The 12,305-nt window shown below is 69.3% G+C and carries 10 protein-coding genes; 6 read left to right on the forward strand and 4 right to left on the reverse strand.

Going from position 1 to position 12,305, the window contains the following annotated elements:
• Window positions 1-67: 67 nt before the first annotated feature.
• Genes HD557_RS05370 through HD557_RS05380 form a run of 3 tightly spaced genes read left to right on the forward strand, consistent with a single transcriptional unit; the run spans window position 68 to window position 2,541 of the window.
• The gene (locus tag HD557_RS05370; protein ID WP_196873155.1) at window positions 68-1,162 is read left to right on the forward strand and encodes a flavin reductase family protein; all 1,095 of its coding nucleotides are present in this window, start codon (window positions 68-70) and stop codon (window positions 1,160-1,162) included.
• Between the two features lie 24 nt (window positions 1,163-1,186).
• Window positions 1,187-2,311 (forward strand): fatty acid desaturase family protein, encoded by a 1,125-nt coding sequence (locus tag HD557_RS05375; protein WP_196873156.1) that lies wholly within the window; start codon window positions 1,187-1,189, stop codon window positions 2,309-2,311.
• Between the two features lie 26 nt (window positions 2,312-2,337).
• Window positions 2,338-2,541 (forward strand): hypothetical protein, encoded by a 204-nt coding sequence (locus HD557_RS05380; protein ID WP_040756509.1) that lies wholly within the window; start codon window positions 2,338-2,340, stop codon window positions 2,539-2,541.
• A gap of 101 nt (window positions 2,542-2,642) precedes the next feature.
• Here the strand turns inward: HD557_RS05380 and HD557_RS05385 are convergent, their stop codons facing one another.
• Window positions 2,643-2,819 carry a DUF6104 family protein gene (locus HD557_RS05385; protein ID WP_008362094.1) on the reverse strand — a complete coding sequence of 59 codons (177 nt, stop codon included), beginning with the start codon at window positions 2,817-2,819 and terminating at the stop codon, window positions 2,643-2,645.
• Window positions 2,820-2,831: 12 nt separating this feature from the next.
• Window positions 2,832-3,518 (reverse strand): TetR/AcrR family transcriptional regulator, encoded by a 687-nt coding sequence (locus HD557_RS05390; protein ID WP_196873157.1) that lies wholly within the window; start codon window positions 3,516-3,518, stop codon window positions 2,832-2,834.
• 85 nt (window positions 3,519-3,603) lie between these two features.
• Here HD557_RS05390 and HD557_RS05395 point away from each other — a divergent pair, with 85 nt between their 5' ends.
• Window positions 3,604-5,787, forward strand: coding sequence for an MMPL family transporter (locus HD557_RS05395; protein ID WP_196873158.1), 2,184 nt, complete (start codon window positions 3,604-3,606; stop codon window positions 5,785-5,787).
• A 66-nt stretch (window positions 5,788-5,853) separates the two neighbouring features.
• Here HD557_RS05395 and HD557_RS05400 read toward each other — a convergent pair whose 3' ends face one another.
• Window positions 5,854-9,597 (reverse strand): multifunctional oxoglutarate decarboxylase/oxoglutarate dehydrogenase thiamine pyrophosphate-binding subunit/dihydrolipoyllysine-residue succinyltransferase subunit, encoded by a 3,744-nt coding sequence (locus HD557_RS05400; RefSeq protein WP_196873159.1) that lies wholly within the window; start codon window positions 9,595-9,597, stop codon window positions 5,854-5,856.
• A gap of 220 nt (window positions 9,598-9,817) precedes the next feature.
• Between HD557_RS05400 and HD557_RS05405 the strand changes: the two genes are divergently transcribed.
• Together HD557_RS05405 and HD557_RS05410 are read left to right on the forward strand one after the other, a co-directional pair.
• Entirely contained in the window at window positions 9,818-10,471 is a 654-nt protein-coding gene (locus HD557_RS05405; RefSeq protein WP_008362102.1) for a hypothetical protein, read from the forward strand.
• Complete coding sequence (locus HD557_RS05410) at window positions 10,468-11,415, forward strand: LCP family protein (protein ID WP_196873160.1); 948 nt, start codon at window positions 10,468-10,470, stop codon at window positions 11,413-11,415. Before HD557_RS05405 ends, HD557_RS05410 begins: the two co-directional genes overlap by 4 nt.
• Here the strand turns inward: HD557_RS05410 and HD557_RS05415 are convergent, their stop codons facing one another.
• Entirely contained in the window at window positions 11,416-12,264 is an 849-nt protein-coding gene (locus HD557_RS05415; protein ID WP_196873161.1) for an alpha/beta fold hydrolase, read from the reverse strand. It lies immediately after the preceding gene.
• Window positions 12,265-12,305: the final 41 nt, after the last annotated feature.

A 12,305-nucleotide genomic window follows, 5' to 3' on the forward strand; every position in this document is an offset into this window, starting at 1 on the left:
CTTGACGCGGGTTGTGCTGACCCGCCATCGTTGTCGGTGTACAGATGTTCACTGAAAGGCGAAACACATGGCACTCGACCTCGGCGGCCGGATCCTCCGCTCCCGCACGGTTGCGGCGCTCGCCTCCCCGCACGGCATCGACCGCTACCTGACCCAGATCAACCCGATGCTGGCCGCGCACGAGGTGCGCGCCCGCATCACCGACATCCACCCCGAGGTGAGCGCGCCCGGCGCGCCCCGGGTGGCGACCGTGACGCTCCAGCCCACCTCGACCTGGCGCGGTCACCGCGCCGGCCAGCACGTCAGTGTCGGCATCGACACGGGGGAGGGGCGGCGCACCACCCGCGTCTTCACCGTCTCCAACACCGAGGGCAAGGCCGGGGAGCCGCTCACCATCACGGTGCGTGCCCACGACGACGAGCACGCGACCCCCTACAGCATCTCCAAGTACCTGACCGAGCGCGCCACCGTCGGCACCCTTGTGCACCTGTCGCAGGCCGAGGGTGACTTCGTCCTTCCCGACCGCGTGCCCGAGCACATCGTCCTGATCTCCGGTGGCTCCGGCATCACCCCGGTGATGTCGATGCTGCGCTCCCTCCAGCGGCGTACGCACCGGGGCAAGGTCACCTTCCTGCACTGGGCGCCCAGCGCGGACCGCCAGATCTTCGCCGAGGAGCTCGCGGAGATCCGGCACCAGGGCCACGGCGTCGACCTGCACCTTCTCCACACCGGCGACGGGGCGCCCTACCTCTCCCCGGCGCTGCTCTCGAAGCTGGTCCCGGGATATCGGGACCTGCCGACGTGGGCCTGCGGGCCGGCGTCGCTCATCGAGGCGGCCCAGGCTGCGTACGCCGGCACCGAGTCGCTGAAGGTGGAGTACTTCAAGCCTCCGAAGACCGCCGGTGTGGCCGGCGGCGAGATGGAGTTCGCGCGCACCGGCACGACCGTCGCCAACGACGGCGCCACGATCCTCGACCAGGCCGAGGCTGCGGGGCTGACCCCCGAGTCCGGCTGCCGGATGGGGATCTGCTTCTCCTGCACCACCAACAAGAGCTCCGGACGGGTCCGCAACATCCTGACCGGCGAGACCTCCGAGCTCCCCGACGAACAGATCCGGATCTGCGTGAGCACGCCCGAGGGCGACTGCTCCGTGGACCTCTGACGATTCCCTCGAGGAGACACCCCCATGACCACCGTTGAGAACACCGGCAACCGCCGCCTCTCCGCCGAGGAGCTCGAAGCCTTCGGCCAGGAGATGGACGCCATCCGCCAGCGGATCGTCGCCGACCTGGGCGAGAAGGACTCGGCGTACATCTACGACATCGTCAAGAAGCAGCGCGCCTTCGAGATCGCGGGCCGCGCGCTCTTCTACCTGCCCGTGATCGGCTGGGTCCCGGCCGTCGCCTGTCTGTCGATCTCCAAGATCCTCGACAACATGGAGATCGGGCACAACGTCATGCACGGCCAGTACGACTGGATGGGCGACCCCGACCTCAACTCGCGCATGTTCGAGTGGGACAACGTCTGCCCCTCCGACCAGTGGAAGTACTCCCACAACTACATCCACCACACCTTCACCAACGTCCTCGGCAAGGACCGCGACATCGGCTACGGCATCCTGCGGATGGACGAGGACCAGAAGTGGCACCCCTACTTCCTGGGCAACCCGATCTACGCCTTCCTGCTGATGATCTTCTTCGAGTGGGGCGTCGCGATGCACGACCTCGAGGTCGAGAACCTCGTCGCGGGCAAGCGCACCTTCGCCGACAACGCCGACCTGCACCGCGGCCTGATGAAGAAGGTCAAGCGCCAGGCGCTGAAGGACTACGTCCTGTTCCCGCTGCTCTCCGGTCCGCTGGCGCCGCTGACGTTCCTCGGCAACGCCACCGCGAACCTGGTCCGCAACATCTGGGCGTTCAACATCATCTTCTGCGGCCACTTCCCGGCCGGCGTCGCCTCCTTCTCGCAGGAGGAGTGCGAGGACGAGACCCAGGGTCACTGGTACTACCGCCAGCTCCTCGGCTCGGCCAACATCACCGGCGGCCGCATCTTCCACATCATGTCCGGCAACCTGTCGCACCAGATCGAGCACCACCTCTTCCCCGACCTCCCCGCACGCCGCTACCCGGAGATCGCCGAGGAGGTCCGCGAGATCTGCGAGCGCTATGGGCTCGCCTACAACACCGGTCCGCTGCACAAGCAGCTGTGGGGCGTCTTCAAGAAGATCTGCCGCTACGCCCTCCCCGACCGCAAGCGCCCCGCCGCCGAGGGCGTCGAGACCGCTCCCGCCCTCGAGGGGGTCGCGGCATGACGGATGACCGGCCACAATGGGTGGTCATGGCACCAGATCTGAGCAAGAACGAGATCCGCAAGGATGTCGCACAGAGCGCCGTCGAGGTCACGGCCACCACCGTCGGTCAGGTGGCGGTCATCATCACCGGCGCCGTACGTGACGTGGCCGGCGCCATCGGCGGCCTCGCCACCGAGCTGTTCGAGCTCCGCGCCGCGGCCAAGCGCGCCGAGAAAGACCTCGACGAATAGGTAGTTCTGACGGCCGAGTCCGCAGTTGTGGGCGACGAAACTTCAGTTTCGTCGCCCACAACTGATTTCTCGTCCTCCAGAACTACGGACTCGGCGAGGGGTCAGTCCTCGGGGTCGTCGAGGCGGGCCAGCCAGGTGGCGAGCCGCTCGATGGCGGTCTCGTGCTCAGGGTGTACGTCGACGAAGGCCTGGAGCTGCTCGGCCAGCCAGGCGAGGGTGACCTCCTCGTCGCCCCGACGGGTGACGAGCTCCTCGATGCCGCGGTCGGTGAAGTACATGGGCTCAGTCTTTCATTCTGCGTTCAGCGGTGAGTCGGAGGCCGGGCCACCGGAGAGGCCGCGTACGACCATGCCGAGGGTGGCGTTGATGAGCTGGTCGCGCTCGGCGTCGGCGAAGACGCGGTACGGGCCGTCGATGAAGAGGACCGCGAGGCCGTGGACCGTGGCCCAGGCCGCCGTCTCGGCGTTCGGGCGGAGCTCGGGGGCCAGCCAGCCGGCCTCGACCAGGTCGTCCAGGGCGGTGGTCAGGAACGCGTAGGGCGGGGCGTCGGCGAGGAGCGCGGAGATCTCCTCGGGCGGGTGCTCCTCTCCGTTGTGCGGGCGGAGGAAGGCCGTGCGGAACAGGCCGGGCTGGGCGAGCGCGAACTGGACGTAGCCGCGCCCGGCGGCGGCGAGGCGCTGCACCGCGGCCTCGGCCGGGTGTGGTGCCGGCTTCTCGGCGGCCAGGAGGTCGAGGATCGTCGCGGCCAGCCGGTCCATCGCCTCGTGCTTGGCGGCGACGAGCAGGTCGGCCTGGTTGGCGAAGTGGCGGTAGGTCGCGGTGGGGGTCACGCCGACCGCACGTGCCGCGGCGCGGATGGTCACCGCGTCCGGGCCGCCCTGCTCGGCGAGGGTTGCGGCCGCATCGACCAGGGCGTTGCGGAGGTCGCCGTGATGGTAGGGCCGGGTGCCCTCGTCCGAGCTCTCTGAGGATTTCACGGAATTCATGTTGACACCTGCCCACATCGAAGGGAAAGTTAACACCTGCAAAGTTTACGCCTGCCCACATTCCTCTGGAGGAATCATGTTCCACCGACTCGGCACCCTTGTGGTGCGAAACCCGCGCCGGGTCCTGGTGATCGGCCTGATCGCCCTCCTCGGCGCGATCTATCTGGCCACCTCGGCCTTCGGCAAGCTCGACGACGCCGGCTTCGACGACCCCGCCTCGGAGAGCAGCCGCGCGGCCACCGCGCTGGAGGAGGGCTTCGGCAACGAGGCCGGCTTCCTCCTCACCGTCAGTGCCGACGCCGGCAAGGTGACCGACGGCGCGGCTGCGAAGGACGCCCAGGCGCTCGTCGACCGCCTCCGGGCCGACGACGACCTGACCGACGTCGTCTCCTACCTCGATGCGCCCGGACCGGGCATGGTCTCGGACGACGGCACCCACGGGTTGATCTCGGTCGGCGCCAAGGACCCCGACGGCATCGACGCCGCCGCGGTGATCGATCGCTACACCGACGACACCGCGGCCGACGGAGCCACGACCGTCCACGTCGGCGGCCAGCTCGCGATCTTCGAGGAGGTCGGCACCCAGATCGGCGCCGACCTCGGTCTCGCCGAGGCGATCGCGATCCCGCTGATGATCGCGCTGCTGGTCCTCGCCTTCGGCAACGTCGTCGCCGCGTTCGTGACGATCGGGGTCGGCGGGTTCGCCATCGCCGGCACCTTCGCGGAGCTCTCGGTGCTCGGTAACTTCACCGACGTCTCGATCTACGCGCTCAACCTGACGACCGGACTCGGCCTGGGCCTGGCGGTGGACTACGGCCTGCTGATGGTGGCGAGGGTCCGCGAGGAGCGGGCCGCCGGGGCCAGCCACCCCGACGCGGTCGTCCGTGCGGTGGAGACCGCCGGCCGGACCATCGTCTTCAGCGCCACCACGGTCGCCGTCTCACTGGCCTCGCTGCTCGTCTTCCCGCTCTACTTCCTGCGCTCCTCGGCGTACGCCGGGATCGGGGTCATGGTCATCACCGCCGTCGTCGCGGTCGTGCTGCTTCCGGCCACGATCACTCTCCTCGGCGACCGGATCGACGCTCTCCGCGTCCCGGGTGTGCGTGGCCTCCGCGGCGGCGCGGCTCCGTTCTGGACCCGGCTGGCCGGCTTCGTCACCAGGCGGCCCTGGGTCGCGCTCCCCGTCGTGGCGGTCCTGCTTGCGATGGCCACGCCGCTGGCCGGCATCGAGTTCGGCACGCCCGACGACCGCGTCCTGCAGACGTCCGCCGGGAGCCGCCAGGCCGGCGACCTGCTCCGTGACGAGTTCGGCGGTGACGGCACCAGCCCCATCCGCGTGGTGACCACCTCGACCGTCGACGACGAGAGCCTGGCGACGTACGCCGCCGACCTCTCCCGGGTCGATGACGTCGACCGCGTCGACACCCGCGTCGGGACGTACGCCGACGGTGCCCTCGTCTCAGAAGCACCCGCCCTCCCGCCCGGCGACGGCGCGGACGAGCTCGCCGTCGTCAACCAGCTCGACCGCCAGTCCGAGGAGGCACGCGATCTCGTCCGTGACGTTCGCGCCGTCCCGGCCCCAGACGGCACCACCGCGCTCGTCGGCGGCGGCGCCGCGGAGCTGCTGGACTCGCTGGACGCGATCGGGGCCAAGCTGCCCTACGCCGTCGGCGGCCTCGCGATCGCGATGGTGGTGATCCTGTTCCTGTTCACCGGCAGCCTGGTCCAGCCGCTGCGGGCGCTGGTGCTCAACGTCATCGGCCTGGGAGCGACCGTCGGGACGACCGTGTTGATCTTCCAGGAGGGCCTGGGCGCCGACCTCCTCGGCTTCACCGCGATGCCGCTCAACGTCTCGATGGTCGTGCTGCTGCTGGTCATCGCGTTCGGGCTGTCGATGGACTACGAGGTGTTCGTGCTCGGCCGGATCACCGAGATGCGCCGGCGAGGCCTGGGCAACGTCGACGCCGTCGTGCAGGGCCTGGCCCACACCGGTCGGATCGTCACCACGGCCGCCGCCCTGATCGCGACCAGCTTCTTCGCGTTCATGGTCAGCGAGATCAGCTTCATGAAGTTCTTCGGCCTCGGCGTCGGGCTGGCGATCCTCATCGACGCGGTCCTGATCCGCGGTGTGCTCCTGCCGGCCGCCATGCGGATGCTCGGCGAGGCCGCCTGGTGGGCGCCGCGCCCGCTGCGGCGCCTGCACACGAAGGTCGGGCTGAGCGAGGAGGGGAGCAGGGCGCCCGTATCGGTCCCCGCCTGACCCGAAAAGCAATGCCGAGTCGGCGCGTCAGAACGCGCCGACTCGGCATCGTGGTTGATCCGGGGATCAGGCGAAGGCGCGCTCGATGAGCTCCTTCTGCTCGACCGTGTGCCGCTTGATCGTGCCGACGGCGGTGGTGGAGGAGGCCGGGCGGGTGACCGGCTCGACCTCGCGACCCAGCTCGGGGACCACGTTGAGGTAGTAGCTCGGCCACGGACCCTGGTTGAAGGGCTCGTCCTGGACCCACTTGACCTTCGCGTTGGGGTACTTCGCGAGCTCGGTGGCGAGCTGCTCGGTCGGCCACGGGTAGAGCTGCTCGACGCGGACGATCGCGACGTCCTCGCGGCCCCGCTTCTTGCGCTCGACGGCGAGGTCCCAGGTCAGACGGCCGGAGACCAGCAGAACGCTGGTGACCTTCGAGGCGTCCGCCTCGGAGTCGCCGATGACCGGCTGGAACGAGCCCGAGGTGAAGTCGGCCGGCTGCGAGGCGGCCTCCTTGCGGCGCAACATCGACTTCGGGGTGAAGACGATCAGCGGACGGTGCTCGGCACCGAGCGTGTGCGTACGCAGCAGGTGGAAGTAGGACGCCGGGGTCGAGGGCTGAGCCACGACCATGGCCTCGTCGGCGCACAGCGTGAGGAACCGCTCGATGCGCGCCGAGGAGTGGTCGGCACCCTGACCCTCGTAGCCGTGCGGCAGCAGCAGCACGACGCCGGAGTCCTGGCCCCACTTGGTCTTGCCGGCCGAGATGTACTCGTCGATCACCGACTGGGCGCCGTTGACGAAGTCACCGAACTGCGCCTCCCACATGACCAGCGCGTCGGGACGCGCCACCGAGTAGCCGTACTCGAAGCCGAGGGCGGCGTACTCGGAGAGGAGCGAGTCGTAGACGTAGAACTTCGCCTGCTCCTCGGTCAGGTTGTTCAGCGGGGTCCACTCATCGGCGTTCTTGCGGTCGATGATGGTCGCGAAGCGCGAGGCGAAGGTGCCGCGACGCGAGTCCTGACCGGCCAGACGCACCGGACGGCCGTCGAGCAGGAGCGAGCCGAACGCGAGGATCTCGCCGGTGCCCCAGTCGATGTTGCCCTCGGTGATCGCGGTGGCGCGACGCTGCAGCTGCGGCATCACCTTCGGGTGGACCGTGAAGCCCTCCGGCGGGGTGACGTACGCGTCGGCGATGCGCTTCAGCACGTCGGTGGTGATCGCGGTGACGGTCTCGCCGGCAGGCTTCTCCGGGTAGTCCGGGACGGTCTCCCAGGCCTGCGGCATCTTGTCGGCCTCGCGGACCTCGGTGAAGACCTGCTCCAGGCGGGCCTGGTAGGCGGCCAGCACCTGCTCGGCCTCCTCGATCGTGATGTCACCACGACCGATCAGCGACTCGGTGTAGAGCTTGCGGACCGAGCGCTTCTGCTCGATCAGGTCGTACATCATCGGCTGGGTGAACGACGGGTCGTCGCCCTCGTTGTGACCGCGGCGGCGGTAGCAGATGAGGTCGATGACGACGTCCTTGTTGAACGCCTGGCGGTATTCGAAGGCGAGCCGCGCGACGCGTACGCAGGCCTCCGGGTCGTCGCCGTTCACGTGGAAGATCGGCGCCTGGACCATCCGCGCGACGTCGGTCGCGTAGAGCGAGGAGCGCGAGGAGCCCGGCGAGGTGGTGAACCCGACCTGGTTGTTGATGACCAGGTGGACGGTGCCACCGGTGCGGTAACCACGCAGCTGGGACAGGTTGAGCGTCTCCGCGACCACACCCTGGCCGGCGAAGGCGGCGTCACCGTGGACCAGCAGCGGCAGGACCGGGAAGACGGCGCCCTGGTCGAGCACGTCCTGCTTGGCGCGGGCGATGCCCTCCAGGACCGGGTCGACGGTCTCCAGGTGGGACGGGTTCGCGGCCACGGAGACCTTGATCGTGTCGCCCAGGTCGGAGAGGAACTCGCCCTCGGCACCGAGGTGGTACTTCACGTCGCCGGAGCCCTGGACCGTGCGCGGGTCGATGTTGCCCTCGAACTCGCGGAAGATCTGGTTGTAGGACTTGCCGACGATGTTGGCGAGCACGTTGAGGCGGCCGCGGTGGGCCATACCGATCGTGACCTCGTCCAGACCGGCCTCGGCAGCGGCCTCGCAGACCTCGTCGATGACCGGGATCGCGGTCTCGCCGCCCTCGAGGGAGAAGCGCTTCTGACCGACGAACTTGGTCTGCAGGAAGGTCTCGAAGGCCTCGGCCTCGTTGAGCTTCGACAGGATCCGGAGCTGCTCCTGGCGCGGGGTCTTGTCGTAGGGCCGCTCGACGCGGTCCTGGATCCACCGGCGCTGCTCGGGGTCCTGGATGTGCATGTACTCGATGCCGGTCGTGCGGACGTAGGAGTCACGCAGGACACCGAGGATCTCGCGCAGCTTCATGAACGGCTTGCGGCCGCCGGCGAAGGAGCCGACCGGGAACTCGCGGTCGAGGTCCCACAGGGTCAGCCCGTGCGACTCGATCTGCAGGTCGGGGTGCGAACGCTGCTTGTACTCCAGCGGGTCGGTGTCGGCCATCATGTGACCACGCACGCGGTGGGCGTGGATGATCTCGCCGACCTTGACCTGCTTGGAGATCTGGTCGTCGTGGGTGGTGTCGATGTCCTGGTTCCAGCGGATCGGCTCGTAGGGGATCCGCAGCGACGCGAAGATCTCGTCGTAGAAGTCGTTCTCGCCGAGCAGGAGCTTGTGCACGGTGGCCAGGAACTCACCCGACTGCGCGCCCTGGATGACCCGGTGGTCGTACGTCGAGGTCATCGTCATGATCCGCGAGACCGCGTTCTGGGCGAGCTTCGAGGGGGAGGCGCCCTGGAACTCGGGCGGGTAGTCCATCGAGCCGACGCCGATGATCGCGGCCTGGCCCTGCATCAGCCGCGGCACCGAGTTGTTGGTGCCGATGCCGCCGACGTTGGTCAGGCTGACCGTGGTGCCGGAGTAGTCGGCCATGGACAGCTTGTTGTCCTTGGCCTTGCGGACGATGTCCTCGTAGGCCGTCCAGAAGCCGGCGAAGTCCATCAGCTCGCAGCCCTTGATGGAGGGCGCGACGAGCTGGCGGGTGCCGTCCTTCTTCTGCTGGTCGATGGCCAGGCCGAGGTTGATGTGCGGCGGGGTCACCATGGTCGGCTTGCCGTCGATCTCGGCGTAGGTGTTGTTCATCGCCGGCATCGCCTTGATCGCCTTGATGATGGCGTAGCCGATGAGGTGGGTGAAGGAGACCTTGCCGCCGCGGGCGCGCTTGAGGTGGTTGTTGATGACGGTGCGGTTGTCCCACAGCAGCTTGACCGGCATGTTGCGCACGGAGGTCGCGGTCGGCACCGAGAGCGACACGTCCATGTTCTTGGCGGTGGCCGCGGGGATGCCGCGCAGCGTGGTGTAGGTCGGCTCGTCGGTGACGGCGACGGCGGTCGGCTTCGGGGCGTCCTTGGGGGTGGGCGTCGCGGTGCCCTTGGCCGGCTCGGCGGCCTGGGCGTCGGGGCGCGGCTTGGCCTTCGGGGCCGGGGCCGCCTTGGCGGCCGGAGCCTCGGCCGATGCGGGGGTGGTCGGCGCGGGCGCGTTGGCCGGCGCGGGGGAGACCGGAGCCTTGGCTGCCGGAGCGGCGGGCGTGGCCGGGGCCGCGGCGCCGTTCGGCGACGCGCCAGGCTGTCCGTTGGTCTCGAAGAACTTCACCCACACGGGGTCAACACTGCTGGGGTCCTTCGTGTACTGGTCGTACATCTCCTCGACCAGCCACTCGTTGGCGCCGAATTCCGCGGGGATGTCGGCAGTGTTGGGGGACGGGGTGCCTGAGGACACGGCTTGATTCGCCTCTTCCGAATTTTCGCACTGTAAGAAATGGGTTGCCCACGGGCAAGGCTATCCCCACGAACACGCAAATGCCCGACGCAGGCCCTACCTGTGGACAGGATGTAATCCGTGCCACATCTTGCGTTATCAGCCGGGGGAAGTTGCAACCCGGGTCGTTGTGCGTATGGTGGCCCGGTCCCGGAGCAGGTCGACGAGGTGGATTCCCCACATGACGAGCAGCAGTACGAAGCGCTTTCCGCGCGTCGCAGCGGCCCTCACGGCTGCGGTCCTGAGCGGCACCCTGGCGCTCGCCGGATGCGGTGGTGAGCCCGACAAGCCGGCCGCCTCGCCGTCCCCGTCGCCGGTGCCCGCGCCGACCGTGAAGTCGGCCGCGAAGCTCGTCCACGTGCAGGGCAAGTTCCCCAGGAGCCGGCACCAGGCGGTCGCCACCAACGTGGCCAAGGTCGTCGACCGCTGGCTGCAGGCTGCGTACGTCGGGGGTGACTACCCGCGGGCGACCTCGACCTTCACCGCGAAGTCCTTCCCTGGCTTCTCCAAAGGCACGATCGCCCAGGCGGGCAAGCAGATGAGCCTGATGAGCAACGCCACGATCGCCCCCGACATCGACGGGGTCGAGGTGGTCTCCAGCGACGTCCACGTCGACCTGCTGGCCAACAACAACTACCCGGTCGGCGCGGTCGCGCGGGTCCGGCTGGTCTACGACACCACCGGCGACCTGGAGTCGCGCCAGACCGTCCGCGGCAGCCTCGACATGGTGCCGACCGAGACCTCCTGGGCCGTCTTCGGCTTCAACATCACCCGCGAGGAGAAGCCCGCCACGGCGCCCTCCGCCTCGCCGAGCCCGTCGGGAGACAAGTCGTGAGCCACCTGAGGACGTTCGTACGCCGCCGCCTCCTGACCACGCTCGCGCTCGGTGTGGTGCTCGCGCTGACCGCCGTCCTGGTGCCTGACGCCGAGGTCGCCGAGCCGCGCGCCGAGCTGATCGCGACCAAGTGGGCCAAGGGCCTCGACGTCGCCAAGTTCACCCGCAAGGGCGGCACGATCTGGGTCCTGGCCGTCGGCTCGGACGCGCGCCCCGGCCAGAAGGTCACCCGCACCCGCGGCGACGCCCTGCACCTGATCGGCTTCAACCCGTCCTCGGGCTACGCGACCGACATCAGCATCCCGCGCGACTCCTACGTCAACATCCCCGGCCACGGCCGCGACAAGATCAACTCCGCGCTGCTCTACGGCGGCCCCAAGCTGATGGGCCGTGCCGTCGGCGACCTGGTCGGCGTGCAGCCGCAGTACGTCTTCGTCACCTCCTTCTCGGGCATGAGCGACATGGTGATCGGGATCGGCGGCGTCGACGTCGACAACCCACGTGCCTTCAGCGACCCGTACGTCGCCCCCTACGGCTTCAAGAAGGGCCGGATCCACATCAACGGCCCGCACTCGGTCGACTTCGCCCGGGCCCGCAAGACGCTGCCCGGCGGTGACTTCGACCGCTCGGCCAACCAGTCCCGGGTCATCCGCGGCATCCACCGCAAGATCGTCGCCCGCCAGCACGACGTCGGCTTCATGGCCAAGGGCGTCTCGCTGGTGATGCGGAAGATGCACACGACCGGCCTCTCCGGCCGCGACCTCTACCAGCTCGGCCACGCGGTCGCCGCCGTCAACCCCGGCAAGATCCGCACCTGCGTCGTCCCCGGCGGGATCGGCTACGCCGGTGCCGCGAGCGTCGTCTTCCCCAACGTCGGGGCGGCACGGGCGATGGGCGACGACGCGCGCCACGACGGCCGGCTCAACCGCGGCTGCCGCGGCTGATCACCCGTGCGCGGCGACGAAGTCGCGCACCAGCGGCGCGACCCGCTCGGGGTGGTCGGCGACCACCCAGTGCGAGCCCTCGACCTCGTGGACCGTCAGGTCCGCGACGTACGGCTCCGGGGCCTCGGCGGCGAGCGCACGGCTGACGTAGGCGTCGCCGATCGGGGCGATGACCTGGACCGGGACGTTGACCGGGCGCGGCTGCGGTCGGCCCATCCGGGCGATCGCGTTGGCGCGGTAGAGCTCGAGGCCGTTGATCCGGTCGGCCCGGGTGCGGTCGACGGCCGAGCCGCCGACGATCCGGTCGAGGACTCCCGAGCGCCAGGCGAGCTCGGGGAGCAGCGGCGCCTGGAAGAAGCCGATGTAGGTCGACTCGACACCTTGCTTGAGGCGCTCGAGAACACCGCGGGCGGTCCTCCCGGGCGTACGCAGCCAGGCTCCCGCCTGGTCCAGGCTCGGCCCCGAGATCGAGGTGAACGACGCGATCCGCTCGGACGGTACGTTGCCGGCGACCGCCTCCCAGGTCTGCGTCGAGCCCCAGTCGTGGGCGAGCAGGTGCACCGGCGCCGACGGGCTGACCGCGTCGATGACGGACTCCAGGTCCGCGTTGAGCTGCTCGATCAGGTAGCCCTCGCGCGTGGCCGGTGCCTGTGAGCTGCCGTGGCCGCGTACGTCGTAGGTCACGATCCGCAGGTCGCCGCCCAGGATCCTGACCAACGGCAGCCAGACGCTGGAGTTGTCGGGGTAGCCGTGGACGCAGACGAGGGTCGGGCGGGTGTCACCGGAAGACCCGAAGTCGGTGACGGCCAGCCGGAGCCCGTCGGTGGTCGTCACGTAAAGGCTGCTCATACCGGCGAGGCTAGTCGGGCGGCGTTGACGCCGACGTGACA

It is taken from the genome of Nocardioides luteus (assembly GCF_015752315.1).
Lineage (GTDB): Bacteria > Actinomycetota > Actinomycetes > Propionibacteriales > Nocardioidaceae > Nocardioides.

What these genes read in the sequence shown, in the direction of transcription:
- HD557_RS05370 (WP_196873155.1), top strand. Translation starts at nt 68, where the DNA reads ATGGCACTCGACCTCGGCGGCCGGATCCTCCGCTCCCGCACGGTTGCG.
- HD557_RS05375 (WP_196873156.1), top strand. Translation starts at nt 1,187, where the DNA reads ATGACCACCGTTGAGAACACCGGCAACCGCCGCCTCTCCGCCGAGGAG.
- HD557_RS05380 (WP_040756509.1), top strand. Translation starts at nt 2,338, where the DNA reads ATGGCACCAGATCTGAGCAAGAACGAGATCCGCAAGGATGTCGCACAG.
- HD557_RS05385 (WP_008362094.1), bottom strand. Translation starts at nt 2,819, where the DNA reads ATGTACTTCACCGACCGCGGCATCGAGGAGCTCGTCACCCGTCGGGGC.
- HD557_RS05395 (WP_196873158.1), top strand. Translation starts at nt 3,604, where the DNA reads ATGTTCCACCGACTCGGCACCCTTGTGGTGCGAAACCCGCGCCGGGTC.
- HD557_RS05405 (WP_008362102.1), top strand. Translation starts at nt 9,818, where the DNA reads ATGACGAGCAGCAGTACGAAGCGCTTTCCGCGCGTCGCAGCGGCCCTC.
- HD557_RS05415 (WP_196873161.1), bottom strand. Translation starts at nt 12,264, where the DNA reads ATGAGCAGCCTTTACGTGACGACCACCGACGGGCTCCGGCTGGCCGTC.